This is a genomic window from Gordonia insulae, assembly GCF_003855095.1.
Taxonomy (GTDB): Bacteria; Actinomycetota; Actinomycetes; order Mycobacteriales; family Mycobacteriaceae; genus Gordonia; species Gordonia insulae.
This window is the reverse complement of sequence record NZ_CP033972.1, coordinates 3,525,025-3,542,787: the sequence shown is the minus strand read 5'-3', so window position 1 is coordinate 3,542,787 and position 17,763 is coordinate 3,525,025. Positions and strand designations below refer to the sequence as shown.

Below are 17,763 nucleotides of genomic sequence, written 5' to 3'. Positions count from 1 at the left end.
AGCTGCACGAATGCCGTCGCGTCGCTCAGGCACGGTCCGGGCCCACCATCCGCTCACCGCCGCCGGTCGACCACCAGCTCCTTGATCAGCGCGCGGGCGTTCACGATGCCGGATTCGATCGCGCCGTCCACGACGACGCCGTTCCACCCCTTGGCGAAGTCGGCGCCGGCGAAGCGCAGTCGGGTGTCGGTGGTGTGGAACCGACTCCAGCCGTTGAAGAACTGACCCGATTTCAGGGTTGCCCAGGTCTGGCCCGACCATGTGTCGGCCACCCAGTCGTGCCCGCCGCAGTCGAGAACGGTCAGATCGTCACGCCACACACGGACGGCCCGCTGCGCCGACTCGACGTCGTCCAGGGTGATCGTCGTGTGATCGGAGCCGAAGCCGACGAGGATCGTGGCGTCCTCGTCATCGAGGAAGTACTCGCTGCGCAGCAGCGAGATGGGGTGGTCTCCGGGCGCGCCGGCGATGATCGAGTGGCGACCGGCGACCTTGATCCAGATCTTGAACCCGACCGAGTTGGTGCCCTCCTCGATCACGCTCTGCTGGGTGGCGGGGAGTTCGGGGCTGAACCGGATGTTGCCGAGGGCGCCGATCGGTGCCGTGACGATCACGGCGTCGGCGGTCTCCACCGACCCGTCCACGAGGGTGATGCGCACACCGTCCGTCGAGTGTTCGATGGCCGCGACCGGCGAGTTCAATGAGATGTCGGCACGCAGGTCCGCGGCGATCGACGAGTAGAGGCCGCGCATACCGTTGGTCAATTTGAAGCGGAGGGTCTGCTCGTCCATCAACGAGCTCCGATGATCGCTCAGCGATGCCCAGTGCTTGGCCATCAGCGGTGACGCGGTGGCGGTCGACCCCTGGTAGCCGGCCGACCAGTACGAATCCGCGAGATCGATCTCCTCCTGGCTGAAGTCGCCGTTGCGCAGACAGTCGAGCACGCTGCCCTTGTCGGCCTGCCTGAATCGCTCGATCAGGTCGGGATCGGTGGACTCGTCGCGGAGGATCGCGAACGGATCGTGTGGGTAGGGGAAGAACTCGCGGGAACCCTCGAAGATCTTCTCCTGCAACCGGCTCAGCGCTTCGTCGAGATCGTGCTCGGTACCCTGGTGCACCACGCCCTGGCTGACCCAGTACGCGTCCTCGATGTCGGGGCTGGGGTAGATCTCCTGGCCGTATCGGGTGATCTCGGTCCAGACGAACGGCTGCATCCAGTGGACCCACGTCGCGCCCATCTCGAGCGCGTGACCACCGAGGCGTTCATCGGTCCAGGCGCGACCGCCGATACGGTCGCGGGCCTCGTGGATACGGACGTCGATTCCGGCGGCCTCGAGTTCGCGGGCGGCGATGAGCCCCGCGAAGCCGGCACCGACGACGACGACCTTCCGGGTGTTCTGCGTGTCAGACATCGAAGTGTCTCCTGTCAGTTGGGTTTCGGGGTTCAGGGGATCGGCCGAGCCGAGGGGTCGGCATTCTCGCGGCGGGAGAGCAACACCCGGCCCGCGACCCAACCGCCGATGAAGGTGGCGGCGATGGCAATGAGGAAGATGACGGACAGAACCTGGGAGCCGCCGATGAGCGTGGTGAAGTTCGCGACGACGAGCGCGGTGATCCCGACCAGCCCGAGTGTGCCGAGTACCGGTGCGATCCTGGTGTGCCACAGCCGGTTGTCGACCTTCGACCGCCGGAAGTAGGCGATGATCGCGACGCTGGTGAGCACCATGAGGACGAGGATCGCGACGATCGCCACCCCGGCCATCCAGGTGAACAGTTGCAGTACCGGATCGGCACCGGCGATGGCAAACGCACCGACGAGGACGAAGGCGGTGGCCGTCTGCAGGGCCGAACCCTCGTGCGGGGAACCGTGCCGCGTGTGCACGTTCATCAGTCGACGCGGCGCGAAACCGTTGCGGGACAGGGCGAATGTGTAGCGCGCGATGGCGTTGTGGAACGCGAGCAGAGCGGCGAAGAGGCTCGTCACGAGCATCACCATCATGATGTCGGCGGTGACGCCGCCGAGGAACTGCGACGCGGCGATGAACGTGAGGTCGGCGGTGTTCTCCTGCGCGGCGGCCTGCACATTGTCGCTGCCGAACGCGATGACGACGGCCCAACTGGCGACGGCGTACAGCACGCCGATCGTGATCACCGCGACGTAGGTCGCGATCGGCACGGTCCGCTTGGGGTTCTTCGCCTCCTCGCCGTAGATGGCGGTGGCCTCGAACCCGACGAATGAACCGATCGCGAACATCAACGCGATGCCGGGCGAACCCGAGAAGAATGCGGAGGGGGTGAACGAGACGAAATCGATGCCGTGGGCGCCTCCCTTCGCGAGCACACCGACCGACAACGCGACGATCAGCGCGATCTCGGCGATGAGGAGTACGCCGAGCACCTTTGCCCCGAGATCGATACTGCGGTAACCGAGTACGGCGACGATCGCCATCAGCACGAAGGCCCAGAGCCACCACGGCAGATCGGGACCGCCGAAGCGGATCACCACATCCTTCAGAGTCGAGGCGGCGAGACCGTAGATCGCCGCCTGGATGGTGGTGTACGCGAGGAGCGCGAGACCTGCCGCACCCAGACCGGTGGGGCGCCCGAGACCCTTGGTGACATAGGCGTAGAACGCGCCCGTGTCGGTGACCGACGAGCTCATCGCCGCGTAACCGACGCTGAACACCAGCAGGACCAGCGCGGCCACGATGTACGCCATGGGTGCACCGGCGCCGTTGCCGATCGCGATCATCACCGGCAACGAGCCGGCCACCGCGGTCAGTGGTGCGGCGGCGGCGATGACCAGGAAGACGATGCCGGCGACGCCGATCGATCCCTTCAGCGAGCGCGAGTCACGGTCGCCGGTGACCGGCGGCGTGACCATGGGGTTTTCCAACATGATCGTCCTCTGTCTGAACGTCGCCCGGGCTGATCGCGCGACGTGGGTGGGGTACCTGAGGCGGTTTGGTTCAACATGCGTAGAATCAAACGTTGTGATGGAGGTTACAGCGGTCGAGTCGGCCCCGACATCGGGGAAACCTTTACCCGTCGACGTCGAGAGGGCGGATCGCTGATGCCGCGGTTGGTCGACCACGACGAACGACGCCGCACGATCGTGGCCGCGGCATGGCGGCTGATCGCCGATCGCGGCATCGACGGCATCAACATGCGCGACCTCGCGACCGAGGCCGGCTACACCAACGGCGCGCTCAGTCATTATTTCTCGGGCAAGGACGAGATCCTGCGGACGGCGTTCGAGTACGTCATCGACGCCACGAACCAGCGGATCGACACATCCGTCGGGGACGGGACCGGTGGTCAGGCCCTGCGCAGGCTGTGTATCGAGTTGATGCCGCTCACCGACGAGGCCAGGCTGGAGGCGCGGATCGCGGTGTCACTGTGGCAGCGGGCGATGACCGACGCCGGGATGGCTGCGGTGAACAACCTCGCCGTCGCCGATTGGAAGCGGCGGATGGCGACCTACTGGCGGGAAGCCATCGACGACGGTGAACTCCCGTCGTGCGAGGTCGACGCGGGCGTCGAGGTGTTGATGACGGCGATCATCGGGCTGCAGGTGAGCGCCGTCCTCGACCGGTCGAGCACGTCGCGGGCCACTCAGCTGGCGCTGCTGGACACCGTCCTCGCGACCCCGGCCGAGTGAGCACACGACAAACGGGGTGGGCGACGGCTACCGCACATCGCCCACCCCGCAGTCGATCGTTGACCTCGCCGGATCAGTGGACCCGACTGATCACAAGACGATGGTGACGGTCTTGGGCTCGGTGTAGGACAAGATGCCCTCGTAGCCCAGCTCTCGTCCGACGCCGCTGGCCTTCACGCCACCCCAGGGCAGCTGCGGTGCCAGCGGGGACCATCCGTTGACGCCGATCGCGCCGGCCTCGACCTTCGCCGAAATCGTGTGTGCCCGAGTCACATCACTGGTCCAGACGGTGGCCGACAGTCCGTACTGGTTGTCATTGGCCAGCGCGATGGCCTCGTCGTCGCTGTCGAACGGGATCACGACGCCCACCGGGCCGAAGATCTCCTCACGCGCAACGGTCATCTCGTTGTTGCCGGCCAGCACGGTCGGCTCCACGAAGAATCCGGGGCCTTCCGGCGCCGAACCGCCGGTGACGACGTCGGCACCTTCGCCCGCGCCCGTCTTCATGTACTCGAGCACGCGATCGCGCTGGCGCTCGTTCACCAGGGGGCCCATCGTGGTCGACGGGTCGAACGGGTCGCCGATGACCTGTGCCTGTGCGGCGCCCTTCAGTCCGTCGATGACGGCGTCGTAGACCTTCCGATGGGCGATCACGCGGGTGCCCGCGGCGCAGACCTCACCCTGGTTGAAGAACAGGCCCATCGCGGTGCCCTGGATCGCTGCTTCCAGATTCGCGTCGTCGAAGATGATCTGCGGTGCCTTGCCGCCGAGTTCGAGCGCCGTGCGCTTGAAGTTGGACGCCGAGTTCTGCAGGATCGCGCGTCCGGTGGCGGTGGAGCCGGTGAACGAGATCTTCTTGATCCCCGGATGCAGTGCCAGCGCCTCGCCGGCGACCTTGCCCACGCCCGGGAGGACGTTGACGGTGCCCGGCGGGAAACCCGCCTCGGTGACGAGTTCGGCGAGTCGCAGGATCGACAGGGAGGCGTCCTCGGCGGGCTTGATGATCACGGTGTTGCCGCAGGCCAGCGCGGGGGCGAGTTTCCAGCCGAGGATCATCAGTGGTGCGTTCCACGGCACGATGGCCGCCACCACACCGAGCGGCTCACGGCGTGTGTATGCGTGGGTGGGCACGGGCCCGCCCATGTAGCCGTCGTTGGCGATCAGCTCTCCGTTGATCTTGTCGGCCCAGCCCGCGTAGTACCGCAGCGTCCCGATGAGATTCGGGATCATCATCGCGGCGCTCATGCCGACCGGACGACCCATGTCCAGGGACTCCAGGGCGGCGAGCTGCTCGACGTCACGCTCGACGAGATCGGCGAGCTTGTTGAGCAGGGCGCCCTTTCGCGACGGCGCGAGCGCACCCCAGTCGCCGCGGAAGGCGGCCGTGGCCGCCGACACCGCGGCGTCGACGTCGCCCGCGTCGGCCGCGGCGAGTTCGGCCAGGGGTTGACCGGTGGCCGGGTTGAGGGTGGTGAACGTGTCGCGACCGTCGCGCCATTCGCCGCCGATGTAGAGGCCGGTATGCAGGTTCGAGATGTCGATCATCGGTACTACTCCTTGGTGCTGCGTGGGTTGCTTGGTCAACCCGCGGTGATCAGTTCGGCGGCGCGTTCGGCGATCATCGCCGTCGGCGCGTTGGTGTTACCTGTTGTGACAGAGGGCATCACCGATGCATCGGCGATCACCAGGTTGTCCACGGCGACCGCGCGTAGCGCCGGCGACACCACCGCGTCGGGATCCGCGCCCATCCGGCAGGTACCGGCCTGGTGGTGGTAGGTGTTCACGGCTCGGCGCACCCACGCGGCGAGTGCCTCGTCGCTGTCGTCGACGTCGGGGCCGGGCAGGGCCTCGCGGGCGCCCCACTCGTCGGCGAGCGGGCCTGTGCGCCCGACCTCGCGGCACTGCCGTACCGACCGGACGAGCGCCAACAGATCGCGCTCGTCGTCGAACAGGTTGAAGTCGATGACCGGCTCCGACCCGGGATCGGTGTCGCGCAGAGTGACGCTGCCGGTGCTGTGCGGACGGATGAGTCCGGCGTGCAGCGTGAATCCCGAAGCCGGGCCGGTCATCCCATCGTCGTAGTAGAACGGCACGCTGAAGTTGATCGGCTGCGTATCCGGCACCGGAAGGTTCGGGTCGCTCTTCCAGAACCAGTGGGTCTGGGTCACCGGCTGGAACGGCCGGGGCGGGTCGATCGGCTTGTCGGTTCCGAAGATCACCGGGACCAGGAAGTGGTCCTGCAGATTCTTTCCGACACCGGGGACGTCGGCGACAACGTCGATGCCCTGCCGCCGGAGCTCATCGGCGGGGCCGATCCCGCTGCGCAGCAGGATGGTCGGTGATCCGATCGCGCCGCTGCTGAGCACGACGAGACCGGCGTGCAACTCTCGCCGTCCGCCGTCGGCGTCGATGATCCGGACTCCGCGCACAGCGCCGTCGGACACGATGAGGGAATGCACGAGTGCGTTCGATTCCAGGGTGAGGCGCGGGTGGTCGAGAACCGGGCGCATGTAGGCGGCCCAGGTGGAAAGGCGTTGACCGTCGCGGAGATTGAGCTTCATCCGGGAAACGCCCTCTTGGGCACCGGAGTTGTAGTCGGGGTTCAGCGGGAGGCCGTGTGCGACGGCGGAGTCGAGGATGCCCTGTTGGATCGGTGACAGATCGGGTTCGACGGTGTCGATCATGCCATCCGGGCTCTGTGCGCTCTCGATACGTTTGAACAACGGCGACACCGATTCCCAGTCCCACCCGGTATTGCCGGCGGCGGACCACTGGTCGTAGTCCCAGGGCGACCCGTGCACCCAGATGGTGCCGTTGAGCTGGTTGGAGCCGCCCACGACCTTGCCCCGCGGGATGTGCAGTCGACGATTCATCGCGTTGGGCTGCGGTGCGGAGAAGTAGCCCCAGTCCTCGGGGCCAAGCCAGAGCTCACCGACGCGTGACATGTCGTGGATCGCGGGATTGGTGTCCGCGCCGCCCGCCTCGACCAGGCTCACCGTGAGACCTGCGTCGAGCAGCCGTCGGGTGATGACCGAACCGGCGGTACCGGCGCCGAGCACGAGTACGTCGGGACTGGGCATGTGATCCTCCTTGGTTGCGGACGACGCGTACCCGTCGACGAGACCCGCGGGCGCGCCGGCGCCGGGCCTGTCACGAAACACGTTTCCGCACTGATGACTTCGGATGACGTGGGAGACGTGACGGCGCTGTCGGTCTCGATCGACGGCTGTTGTCGCAGCCGCTGCAGACCAAAGTATCCAGCGCGCCGACGCCGCACCACTGGGTCTTGCCAACGTCGGGGTACAGAAACCTTTACCCGGTCTTCGCAGGTCGGCTCGGTGCCGGAGCGTCGGCAAGGGGCAGCGACACCTTCGCGATCGTCCCCGACGGCTCGTTCGGCAGGTACTCGATCGTGCCGCCGTGGCGTTCGACGATGTGCTCGGAGATGATCAGGCCGATACCCGAGCCGTCCTGCTTCGCGGAGAAGGCGCCGGTGGCGAGCCGGTCGGCGGGAACACCGGTCATGCCGCGTCCCTGGTCCCGGATCCAGACGCATGCGCTGCCGTCGTCCTCGCCGGTCTCCACGGCCAGTTCCTTGACCTCGGTTGTCGGCTGGGCGATCTCGTCGAGCGCATTGACGCAGAGATTGATGATGACCTGCCCGATGAGGACGTTCTCGCCCTGGATGGACAGCGTGCGATCAGGAATCTCGGCGAACACCCGGATGCCCCGCTCCGCCGCGCGGAGTCGCACGAAATACAGACTCTCCTCGACGGTCTCGTTGAGATCCATCAGCGTGGTGGTGCTCTCGATCCGACGGACATAGCGCTTCACCGACGTCACGATGTCCGCCGCGCGGCGCAGTTGCTTCTCGATCTGGTCCATCCCGTACTCGAGGCTGCGCGCGTCGACCGTCTCCGCGGACAGCCGGGCCTTGAGTCCGCTGAGGTAGTTCGTTGACGCGGCGAGCGGCTGGCCCAGCTCATGGGCCAGGATCATCGCCATGTCACCCATCGCGTGATACCGGCTCAGGTACTGCAGGTTGGCTTCCTGGTAGGCGTTGCGGCGCTCCCACTCCACCCGGTCGGTGACGTCGCGGATCGTCAGCACCCGTGACCGGATGCCGTCGTGGGCCACGATCTCGAGTTCGCCTGCGAGCCAGACCGTGGTGCCGTCGTCCTTGATGATCTCCTGCTGGATGCTCACCGAACCCGCCCGGCCGTCGAGGCGTGCGACGACCTGGTCGCTGTTGAGCCGGGGATCGCACCGGCCCAGGTCCTCGAGGTGGACCCCGGACAGTGCCGCCGGCGTACTGCCGAACAACTGCGCGGCCAGCGGGGAGATGTCGTCGATGCAGTTGTCGTCGTCGAGGACCACCAGCCCGGCGGAGGTGTGGGTCATGATCCGCTGGAGCGAGTCCGACACCCAGCTGAGCTCTTCCTGCAACTCGACTTCCTCGGAGATGTTGCGGAACTCGACCATGATGACCGGACCGTCCTCGCAGCGCACCAGTGTCGCGCGGGCGTCGGTCAGGAAGTCGGTGCCGTCTTTCGCGCGGTATTTCCATTGCTTCCGGCTGGAGCCGTAGACGACGGCCGACTGCAGCCAGGCGACGCCGACCTCGCGGCGATACTGGCGTTCCTGGGCGCTCATGTGATGGGCCTTGAGTGGCTTGAGCTCCTCGAGAGTGAAGCCGAACATGCGGCACGCGGCCGGGTTGGCCCAGAGGATGTTCTTCGAGCCGGCCTCGTGGATGAGTATCCCGGTGCCGGTGTTCAGGATCATCTGCTCGAAGTCGCGACGCGCAGGGAACACATCATCACCTCGCCTTCACCGGACAGCATCGATCGTCTCGTGGTGCGGCGCAAGTAAGGGAAATGCTTAGCGACAGCGCAGGAAATCCCGATACCGGCGATGCGCACGCGTCCATAGTGTAGCGCCCAGAGCGATTGTCGAATCTGAACGGAGACAGCGATGACCACGGAGAGCCTGACCGAACGGGTGGTGGCGGAACCAGCCGGCGCCGCACGTGACGCCGCATTCGATCACGCGCTCGACGTGCTCCGGGATCGCCGGGACGAGTTCAATGCGCAGCGGTACGTCCCCCGGGACTTCATCGGCCTGTTGAAGCGTGCCGGCATGTACCGGGCGTCGACGCCGACCGAGTTCGGTGGTGAGCCGATGGCGCCGGCCGACTTCATGTCGAAGGTGGAGAGCATCTCCGCGGTCGACCCGGCCACCGGGTGGGTGTCGAGTTTCGGATCGTCCCTGGTCTACTTCGCGCCCCTGCCCGTGGCCACCCAGAAGAAGATCTACGCCGACGGACCGGATATCGCCTACGCGGGCGGACTGTTCCCGATGCAGGAGGCCGAGAAGGTCGACGGTGGATACCTCTGCTCGGGCGTGTGGCAGTTCGCGAGCGGTTGCCGCGGCGCCGACATCATCGGCATCGGGCTCTCGGGCGGACCGCAGACCGAGGGCAAGCCCTTGACCGCGCTCGTCGATCCGGCCGACGTCGAGATCGTCGACAATTGGGATGTCGCCGGGATGAAGGCAACCGGATCCCACGCCGTGCGCGCCGACCGGCTCTTCGTTCCCGAGGAGATGACCTTCGTCCGCGGCGGCACACCACTGATCGACGAGCCGCTGACCCGCTATCCCGCTCTCGCTTATGCCGCGCAGGTCCTTGCGGTGGTCACCCTCGGCGCGGCCCGCGGTGCTCTGGACTACGCCCTCGAGGTCGGGGCGGCCCGCACCTCGATCACCGGCGGCGCCAGCAAGGGCAACCGCCCGGCCTACAAGTCCGGGCTCGCCGTCGCCGAAGCCGAGCTGCGCTCCGCGCGCGCATTCTTCTACGAGTCCACCGAAGCGGTGTGGGCCAAAGCGATTGCCGACAAGCATATCTCGACCGACGACAAGGCGATGCTGCGTCTGAGTGCGACCCATGCCGCGCACACAGGACGTCGAGTCGTGTTGCAGGCCTTCGACCTCGCCGGCACCGGCGCGATCTACGAGACACACCCGCTCCAGCGCTATCTGCAGGATGCGCTCGTGCCGGCGCAGCACGCGATGCTGCAGACCAACACCTACGAGGCCGCGGGCGCACTCATGCTCGGCCTCGATGCCGGCATCCCCAGCTTCCCCTGACCGCTAGGACGCGTCCGCGTCCTACCAGCCCGCAATCATCGACGATCCAGGAGTATTTCATGGCCGCCGCGCCCCTGCGCACGCTGTTCTGTGTCGGCAACAACCAGAACTTCTTCGACCTCCCCAAGGCCGATATCGGCCCGGTCTGGGACGCCACCGTGCGATTCCTGTCCGCGCTGAAGAACATGGACGGGGTCGACATCATCGGCACCTTCGACGACGACGCGCACATGGTCGGCCCGTCCGACGGATGGCCGTGGACCTTCTATGTGTTGGCCGACGTGCGCGACCAGCCGACCGTCAAAGACGCGTGCAACCTGTTGCGTACCACCATGGTCGGCGAGTTCGCGCTCTGGAAGTACTTCAAGATCGAAGCCCGGATGGGTCGCGAACTCACGATCCGCGACGACGTCTGACCAACCGATTTCCCAGCGCCGCACACCTGATGGCGAAGACAGTGAAGGACACCGATGACCACCATTGAGAGGCCGACCCGCGGATTCTCCGACCTGGCCGAGAACGACCGCGTCGCCGGAGCGCTCTACACCGATCCGGAGATCTTCGACGAGGAGATGAAGAAGATCTTCTACCGGACCTGGGTGTGGGTCGCGCACGAGAGCGAGATCCCCGAGGCCGGATCCTTCAAGACGACCCAGGTCGGTGATCAGCCGGTCATCGTGACCCGGGATCGCAAGGGCAACTTCAACACCCTGCTCAACCGGTGCCGCCACCGCGGTGCGACGGTGTGCGATCAGCGCAGCGGCAAGGCCAACGGATTCACCTGCCCGTATCACAACTGGTCGTACACCCTGGACGGCCGACTGCGCGGCATCCCGTACCCGGACGGGTACGAGGGCGTCGTCGACAAGAACGACTTCCCCCTGCAGAAGCTGCGCACGGAGAGCTACCTGGGCATGATCTGGGCGACGTTCGACCAGGACATCGAACCGCTGGAGGAGTTCCTCGGCGATGCGAAGATCTGGATGGAGCGTTTCCTGAAGCAGTCCAACGGATTCCCCACCAAGGTGCTGGGTGCGCACAAGTTCCGCTTCAAGGGCAACTGGAAGATCCAGCTGGAGAACACCACCGACGGTTATCACTTCCCCATGGTCCACAAGTCGTGGATGGCCTCGGTGGATGCCGAGACCGCGAACATGATGTCGTTCATGGACGATCCGGCCGCCGAGACCCATGCGCTGGGCAACGGACACAGCGTCGCGATCATGGCGGCGGCGCACGCCGACCTCGACGTCGACAACGGTGACGAAGAGATCCAGCCGCGCTTCCAGCATCTGGTCGACGAACTCGAGCAGGCGGGCGAGAGCCCCGAACGCATCCGCCGGTACATGCGGTCCATGCACGGCTGTGGGTTCAACCTCAACATGTTCCCGAACATCGCGATGTCGTCGTCGTTCTTCCGCGTCCTCGTCCCGATCAGCGTGGACGTGACCGAGGTGTGGCACATGGCGATCGGTATGGACGGTGGCCCGGAGAGCATCAACCGGGAACGCCTGCGTATCCACGAGCATTTCCAGGGACCGTTCGGCTTCGGTAGCCCCGACGATGCCGAGGGCTGGGACCGCGTGCAGATCGGCGCCGGCGGCAATCCGAACATGCCGATCCTGGTGAACCGCGGGCAGAACCGCGAATACACGACCGAAGAGGGTTGGCCGACATCGCATGTCACCGACGAGACGGGCATGCGGGAGTCCTACGACATGTGGAAGAGGATGATGAGCGATGTCTGACGTACTCACCTTCACCGACACTCGCGTCCTGCGGGCCATCCAGCTGGTCTGGCAAGAGGCGGCCGTCCTCGACGCAAAGGACTACGTGGCCTGGGAGTCGATGTACACCGACGACGCGATGTATGTGATCCCGATCGACCCGGACACCGACGACTTCGCGTCGTCGCTCAACATGGTCTACGACGACAAGCGCATGCGGAGTCTGCGTGTCCAGCGGATGATGCAGGGCTACGCGCCGTCGGCTGTCGCCGCCGCGCGTACCGTGCGGATCGTCTCGCGGTTCACCGTCGAAGAGGTCGACGACGACGCGGTGATCCTGCGGTCCGCGCAGATCCTCAACGCCTTCAAGCGGGATGCGTTCTCCACCATCGGTGCCGAGATGACGCATCGGATCGCGCTGTCCGACGACGGCGACAAGATCGCGCTGAAGGTGGCCCGCCTGATCGACAGCGAGGACGCGGTCAGCGCGTCCGGATACCTTCTGTGAGGACGGGTTCCATGACCACAGCACCAGATACGACTTCCGGTATCGCCGTTGTCACCGGGGCGGCCGGCGGGATGGGCGCTCACATCGCCCGGCGTCTGCATGCCGACGGACACCGCGTCCTGCTCACCGACATCGACGTCGAGGCCGCAGCCGTGGTCGCCGACGAACTCTCGGCCGACGGCTCCACGGCGCGCGCGATCCCCCTCGACGTCGGGCACAAGGAGAACTTCGAGCGTGCGCTCGACGAGTGCCGAACCCTCTGGGGGACACCGACGATCATGGTGAACAACGCCGCCCGCACCCAGGCCGCCGATCTCATGACGCTGGCCGAGGACGAGTTCACGCAGGTGCTCAACACCAATGTCAACAGCATCTTCTTCGGCTGTCAGGTCTTCGGTGGCGCGATGGCCGGACGTGGCTACGGTCGTATCGTCAACATGGCATCGCTGGCCGGCCAGAACGGTGGCACCGCCACCGGCGCCCACTACGCCACCTCCAAGGGTGCGATCCTCACCGCGACCAAGATATTCGCCCGTGAACTCGCGGGCAGTGGGGTGACGGTGAACGCGATCGCCCCGGGGCCGCACGACCTTCCGGTGGTGAAGGCGACCGTTCCGCCCGATCGACTCGATGCGGTGATCGCCGGCATCCCGGTCGGTCGGCTCGGCAGCCCGTCGTTCATCGCCGACATGGTCGGCCTGCTCACCAAGGACGATGCCTACTTCGTCACCGGCGCGTGCTGGGACGTCAACGGCGGACTCTACGTTCGCTGACCCAACCCGCTGTACCAGGAGAATCATCCATGTCGCTCATCGATGTGATCGTCTCGGACGTCGTCCAGGAGACGCCGACGGTCAAGACCTTCTATCTGTCCAAATCCGATGGCACACCCATCGGTTCGTACTCGCCGGGCGCCCACATCGACGTCGTGGGACCCACCGCCATCACACGGCAGTACTCGTTGTGCAGCCGTCCCGACGGACGTGAGTCGTTTGCGGTGGCCGTCAAGCGCGAGGCCAACTCGCGTGGCGGCTCGGTGGCGTTGCACGAGGTGAAGGTCGGCGACACCCTCAAGATCAGCGAACCCCGCAACCTCCTGGAGATCGGCTCCGATGCCACTCACCACGTGCTGGTGGCGGCGGGCATCGGGATCACACCGATGCTCAGCATGGCGCGGTACATGGATGTGCAGGGCATCAGCTTCGAACTGCACTACTTCTCGCGGACCGAGGAGGATGCGGCGTTCCTGCCCTTGCTGCGTGACCGCTGCCCGGAGAAGTTGCATGCACACCTCGGTGTCCCCCGTGACGGGCAGGAGGCCCTGCTGGCCTCCGCCCTGTCGCAGGCGGGCGAGGGTACCCACGTGTATGTCTGTGGCCCGGACGGTTTCATGACGAAGGTCGTCGCACTGGCGGAGCGTTTCGTACCCGCCGAGGCGGTCCACTTCGAGAACTTCCATGCCACCGAGCAGCCATCGGCAGACAGCAACACGGCGTTCGAGGTGGAACTGGAGGGCGAGAGCTATCGGGTCCCAGCGGACAAGAGCATCGTGGAAGTGCTGGAGGAGAACGGATGTGACGTCGACACCTCGTGCCAGGAGGGTATCTGCGGCACCTGCATCATGCAGATCCTCGACGGCGACCCCGAGCATCGCGACAACGTGCTGACCAAGGCGGAACGGGAATCCGGAGAGGTCATCGCGGTCTGCGTCTCGCGTGCGAGGGGCTCCCGCATCGTGCTCGACTACTACTGAACCGTCGAGGTCAGGAGGCGGCGTCCGTCGGCACCGCCACATCGAATCTCAGGATGTCGCGGACAAGCGTGCTGATGCTGTCGGCGTCGGTCTTGCTCTTGATCCGCGCACGATGGACGTCGACGGTCTTCACACTCATCTGCAGCCGGCGGGCGATGTTCTGGCTGGGCAGACCCTCCACCACGAGAGCGAGGATGTCGCGTTCACGCGGCGTCAACAACGCCACCTTGGCCTCGATGGATCGTCGCTGCGCGAAGGTGTGGAAACGTTCGGTGGCCTTGTCCATGCCGGCCTGGACGGCGTCGAGCAGTCGTTGGGGGTCGTAGGGCTTCTCGAGGAAGTCCAATGCGCCGGCCTGCAGGGTCGACACCGACATCCGGATGTCGCCGTGTGCGGACACGAAGATGATCGCCACGTGCGGAGCGAACTCGTTCAGCTTCTCCTGCAGGCGCGGCCCGCTCATCCGGGGCATGCGGACGTCGAGAATGATGCAGGCCGGATGGCCGCCGTCATACGCGTCGAGGAACTCGTCGGCGCTGTGGCAGATGTGTGGTGAGATCCCGATGCTGCCGAGTAGCCAGTCGACCGATTCACACAGCGCAGGATCATCGTCGACGACATACACGGTCGTCGACGACGCCGCCTCACCCGCTGCTTCCGCCATCAGTCCTCGTATCCGGGCCGGTCCCGGTCTGACTCGTCGTCGTCCCAGGACGCATCGGCCGTCCAGTAGTTCATGCCGACCGCACTCACCCGATGCTCCCACGGCGACGTGCGCTGCAACCACGGTTCCTCGCTGCGGACCGATTCGTCGGCGGCTTCGGGACCGTCGGCCTCGACGGTCCAGTGCACCCAGTTCACCTCGCGTCCGAGTTCGTCGTGGACGAACAGGTCGACGTGATGCCAGCCGTAGTTGAACGTGTCCTCGTAGCAGGTGAGGAACATGCGGTGGTGGGTGACGGGGCGGGGTTTGATGGCCATGTTGGTCGACTTCTCTCGGGACATCCGGTAGCTCAGGCTGACTGATCCGGTCGGGCGCGCAACAACGGCTCGAGGGCGGTCGCCACCTCGAAGAGGTGCGACTCACTCCCGGGCAATCCGATGACCTGCAGGCCCAGGGGCAGACCGTCGGCGGTGCGGGCACCGGGCACCACCACGACGGGACAGCCCAGCAGCTGCCACGGTCGGCTGAGCACGGGAGAACCGGTGGCATCGAGTCCTTTCGGTGCCGGGCCGGGTGCGGCCGGACCGACGACGACGGTGGTCGGCCCGAGGATCTCCGCCAGCAACTCCCGCGACCGATCGCGACGGATCAGTGCCGCGCGGTGATCGTCGGCGGCCACGGTGTGTCCGGTGCGCACCAGCGACAGCAGCTGGGGACTCAGGTCCTCGCCGTGGGCGTCGACGGTGTCGGCCAGGGTCGCGGCGGCCTCGTGGCCCATGACGGTGAGGTGATCGTCGGCGAGGGTCTGGACGTGGTCGTCCCATTCGAGGTCTGCGCAGTCGACACCTGCCGTGGCCAGGATCCCGGGGAGCGCGGCGAGGAGTTCTGTCATGGCCGGATCGATGGCGTGCAGATCGCTGCCGTGCCATCGCAGGGCCGTGCCGACCACGGCCCGCCCGAGAGTGCGCGGGGCGCGTCCGGTGAACGCCGTATAGGCGTATTCGAGGTCGGCGACCGTGCGGGTCAGCAGGCCGAGGGAGTCCAGTGAGGGACTGAGGCCGGTGACACCGTCGAGGCTCGTCGTCCCCTGCGCCAGCACCATCCCGGCGGCACCGCAGTACGACGCGGGTCGTGTCAACGAGCCCGCGGTCTGGGTTCCCAGGGCAAGGGGGATCACGCCCGCCCCCACCGCGGCGGCCGATCCGCTCGACGAGCCGCCCGGGGTGTGTCCCGGGTGGAAGGGATTACGGGTCGGGCCGGGGAAGAAGTAGCCGAACTCGGTGGTCACCGTCTTGCCCTGGACGACGGCGCCGAGTTCGCGCAGTCGTCGGACACACGCCGCATCCGTGGTGGCCGGCAGAGCCGAGGTCACGGTGGTGCCTGCGCGGGTGGGCAATCCGGCGACATCGATCAGGTCCTTGACGCCGACGGAGACCCCGCGGAGCGGGCGTCGCCCCGGCGTCATGTCCTCCGAGCGTGCGTCGTCGAGGTAGGTTGTCGAGAGTTCGACCCAGGCCGACAGTTCGGGTTCCGCGCGGACGATCTCGTCGCGCACCTGCGCGACGAGGGTCTCCGCGGACACCACACTCTCGTGCACTGCGGTCGCCTGGTCGCTGACGGGCTGGGTCACGTAGGCCGAGCTCACCGTTCCTCCTTCTTCCGGTGAGTACCAGTGTGCCCCGCGGGCTGCGCCGACAACAGTAAAGATTTCCCTCCTACCGCCGTAGGGACATCGCGACATAGTTTCGCACCACCAGGTCCCCCGACCCGGTCCACCAGCAGATCCCCCAAGCCGCCCGGCGAAGGAAAGACGGCGAAGGAAAGACGATGGCCACCAAAGTAACCGCGACCACGACCGCACCGGTCGATCGGCACGCCGACCGACCGAGACTCGACCTCGGACGAGTATCGGGCCGGGCATGGCTCGTCACCGGACTGCTGGTCCTCTTCCAGATCATCGCCTTCGCCGACAAGGCGGTACTCGGACTCGTCTCGACGGATGCCATGCCCGAACTCGGTTTGACCGCAGTCGAGTTCGGCTTCATCGGTAGCTCGTTCTTCTTCCTCTACGCGATCGTGTCGGTGATCACCGGCTTCCTCGCGTCGAAGTTCTCGGTCAAATGGATTCTCTTCACGATGGGAATCGTCTGGGCGGTCCTGCAATTCCCGATGCTGCTCGGCGGCGGAGCCGCGATCCTGCTGATCACCCGCATCGTCCTGGGCGGTGCGGAGGGACCGGCGACCGCCATGTCGTTGACGTCGGCGCAGACCTGGTTCCCGCCCCTGCGACGTGCGTTCCCGTCCAATCTCGTGGCCATGGGATCGACGCTCGGCCCGGTCATCGCGGCGCCGGTGCTCGCGTGGGTCATCGCCGCGTGGGGCTGGCGATGGGCATTCGGCGTCCTCGGCATCGTCGGCCTCGTGTGGACGCTGGCCTGGTTCCTCCTCGGTGCCGACGGCCCGCACCGGGCCGGCACACGCACCGACGGTGCGTCGAGCACACCCGCGCGTGGCGACGAGGCCACGACGGATGCGGCTGCCGCGAACGAGGTCGAGACCTCCGCCGTCGACGAGCAAAAGCCGGTGGCCATCTGGCGCGCATTGCTCAGCATCGCCTTCCTGTCCGCGGTGATCGGTGGCGCATCCAACTTCTGGGTGCAGGGCTTCCTGACGACCTGGCTACCGCAATACCTCGGCACCGTCGTCGGGCTGTCGCTTCCTCAGGTCGGGGTGGTGACCACCCTGCCGTGGATCGTCGGGGCGTTGGTGCTGCTCGGACTCGGAGTCGTGGGCCATCGGCAGCTGCGGCGTGGCCGGACCGCCCATGTGGCGATCGCCGTGCCGTTCGGCTGTGCCGCAGTGGTGGCCGGACTCAGTTTCATCGCCATCCAGGCGACGTCGGGGGTGGTCGCGGTGGCCCTGCTCTGCATCGCCGGCGGATGCAGTCTGGCCTATCCGATGACGGCATCGGCCATCGGCTACGCCGTCGGTGCCCGTCAGCGGCCGATCATGATGGCCACCCTCGGCGGTATCACCTCGCTCGGCGCGGTCATCTCGCCGATCCTGGTGGGCTGGCTGATGTCCCGGGCCGGCTACATCTCGCCGCCGAAGGGCGTCACACCGAGTGCGGAGATGTCGCAGCACATGGCGGACGGTGTGCACCAGGCCTTCACGATCACCGGCATCGTGCTGTTGATCGGCGGCGCCCTGTGCATCGCCTTCCTGAGGCCCGAGCGCCTCGGGGCGACGCTGCAGCGCAGATACGTCACGCAGGACGCCGAGCAAGCGGCCTGATCGTGAACC

The 17,763-nt window shown here is 66.5% G+C and carries 16 protein-coding genes; 8 read left to right on the top strand and 8 right to left on the bottom strand.

The genetic code is table 11. The features are described from left to right. Window positions 1-53: 53 nt before the first annotated feature. Together D7316_RS16090 and D7316_RS16085 are read right to left on the bottom strand one after the other, a co-directional pair. The gene (locus tag D7316_RS16090; protein ID WP_124709146.1) at window positions 54-1,412 is read right to left on the bottom strand and encodes a flavin monoamine oxidase family protein; all 1,359 of its coding nucleotides are present in this window, start codon (window positions 1,410-1,412) and stop codon (window positions 54-56) included. 32 nt (window positions 1,413-1,444) lie between these two features. Then, complete coding sequence (locus tag D7316_RS16085) at window positions 1,445-2,899, bottom strand: APC family permease (protein ID WP_124709145.1); 1,455 nt, start codon at window positions 2,897-2,899, stop codon at window positions 1,445-1,447. Window positions 2,900-3,073: 174 nt separating this feature from the next. Between D7316_RS16085 and D7316_RS16080 the strand changes: the two genes are divergently transcribed. Further along, window positions 3,074-3,661 (top strand): TetR/AcrR family transcriptional regulator, encoded by a 588-nt coding sequence (locus tag D7316_RS16080; RefSeq protein WP_124709144.1) that lies wholly within the window; start codon window positions 3,074-3,076, stop codon window positions 3,659-3,661. A 90-nt stretch (window positions 3,662-3,751) separates the two neighbouring features. Here D7316_RS16080 and D7316_RS16075 read toward each other — a convergent pair whose 3' ends face one another. The 3 genes from D7316_RS16075 to D7316_RS16065 form a co-directional block, all read right to left on the bottom strand. Then, window positions 3,752-5,206, bottom strand: a complete 1,455-nt coding sequence (locus D7316_RS16075; RefSeq protein ID WP_124709143.1) for an aldehyde dehydrogenase family protein — start codon at window positions 5,204-5,206, stop codon at window positions 3,752-3,754. A 35-nt stretch (window positions 5,207-5,241) separates the two neighbouring features. Then, a complete protein-coding gene (locus tag D7316_RS16070) occupies window positions 5,242-6,741 on the bottom strand; it encodes a GMC family oxidoreductase (RefSeq protein WP_124709142.1) in 1,500 nt (499 codons plus the stop codon). Between the two features lie 232 nt (window positions 6,742-6,973). Next, entirely contained in the window at window positions 6,974-8,446 is a 1,473-nt protein-coding gene (locus D7316_RS16065; protein WP_124711382.1) for a PAS domain S-box protein, read from the bottom strand. Between the two features lie 189 nt (window positions 8,447-8,635). Here D7316_RS16065 and D7316_RS16060 point away from each other — a divergent pair, with 189 nt between their 5' ends. From D7316_RS16060 to D7316_RS16035, 6 genes are read left to right on the top strand one after another with little or no spacing between them, the layout of a single operon-like run. Continuing rightward, a complete protein-coding gene (locus D7316_RS16060; protein ID WP_124709141.1) occupies window positions 8,636-9,808 on the top strand; it encodes an acyl-CoA dehydrogenase family protein in 1,173 nt (390 codons plus the stop codon). A 59-nt stretch (window positions 9,809-9,867) separates the two neighbouring features. Beyond that, window positions 9,868-10,224, top strand: coding sequence for a hypothetical protein (locus tag D7316_RS16055; protein WP_124709140.1), 357 nt, complete (start codon window positions 9,868-9,870; stop codon window positions 10,222-10,224). A gap of 54 nt (window positions 10,225-10,278) precedes the next feature. Further along, window positions 10,279-11,556, top strand: a complete 1,278-nt coding sequence (locus tag D7316_RS16050; RefSeq protein ID WP_124709139.1) for an aromatic ring-hydroxylating oxygenase subunit alpha — start codon at window positions 10,279-10,281, stop codon at window positions 11,554-11,556. After that, on the top strand, window positions 11,549-12,043 hold the full coding sequence (locus D7316_RS16045) for an aromatic-ring-hydroxylating dioxygenase subunit beta (protein ID WP_124709138.1): 495 nt from the start codon (window positions 11,549-11,551) through the stop codon (window positions 12,041-12,043). Before D7316_RS16050 ends, D7316_RS16045 begins: the two co-directional genes overlap by 8 nt. An 11-nt stretch (window positions 12,044-12,054) precedes the next feature. Further along, window positions 12,055-12,816: an SDR family NAD(P)-dependent oxidoreductase gene (locus tag D7316_RS16040; protein ID WP_124709137.1), complete on the top strand. Its 762-nt coding sequence runs from the start codon at window positions 12,055-12,057 to the stop codon at window positions 12,814-12,816. 29 nt (window positions 12,817-12,845) lie between these two features. Then, complete coding sequence (locus D7316_RS16035) at window positions 12,846-13,796, top strand: PDR/VanB family oxidoreductase (protein WP_124709136.1); 951 nt, start codon at window positions 12,846-12,848, stop codon at window positions 13,794-13,796. 10 nt (window positions 13,797-13,806) lie between these two features. On the opposite strand, the gene D7316_RS16030 is transcribed toward D7316_RS16035, so the two are convergent. Genes D7316_RS16030 through D7316_RS16020 form a run of 3 tightly spaced genes read right to left on the bottom strand, consistent with a single transcriptional unit; the run spans window position 13,807 to window position 16,105 of the window. Continuing rightward, window positions 13,807-14,460, bottom strand: coding sequence for a response regulator transcription factor (locus tag D7316_RS16030; protein ID WP_124709135.1), 654 nt, complete (start codon window positions 14,458-14,460; stop codon window positions 13,807-13,809). Next, window positions 14,460-14,777 (bottom strand): hypothetical protein, encoded by a 318-nt coding sequence (locus D7316_RS16025; RefSeq protein ID WP_124709134.1) that lies wholly within the window; start codon window positions 14,775-14,777, stop codon window positions 14,460-14,462. The genes D7316_RS16030 and D7316_RS16025 overlap by 1 nt, the downstream gene beginning before the upstream one ends. A gap of 32 nt (window positions 14,778-14,809) precedes the next feature. Next, window positions 14,810-16,105 (bottom strand): amidase, encoded by a 1,296-nt coding sequence (locus D7316_RS16020; RefSeq protein ID WP_124709133.1) that lies wholly within the window; start codon window positions 16,103-16,105, stop codon window positions 14,810-14,812. Between the two features lie 182 nt (window positions 16,106-16,287). Between D7316_RS16020 and D7316_RS16015 the strand changes: the two genes are divergently transcribed. Continuing rightward, complete coding sequence (locus D7316_RS16015; RefSeq protein ID WP_124709132.1) at window positions 16,288-17,754, top strand: MFS transporter; 1,467 nt, start codon at window positions 16,288-16,290, stop codon at window positions 17,752-17,754. Window positions 17,755-17,763 lie beyond the last annotated feature (9 nt).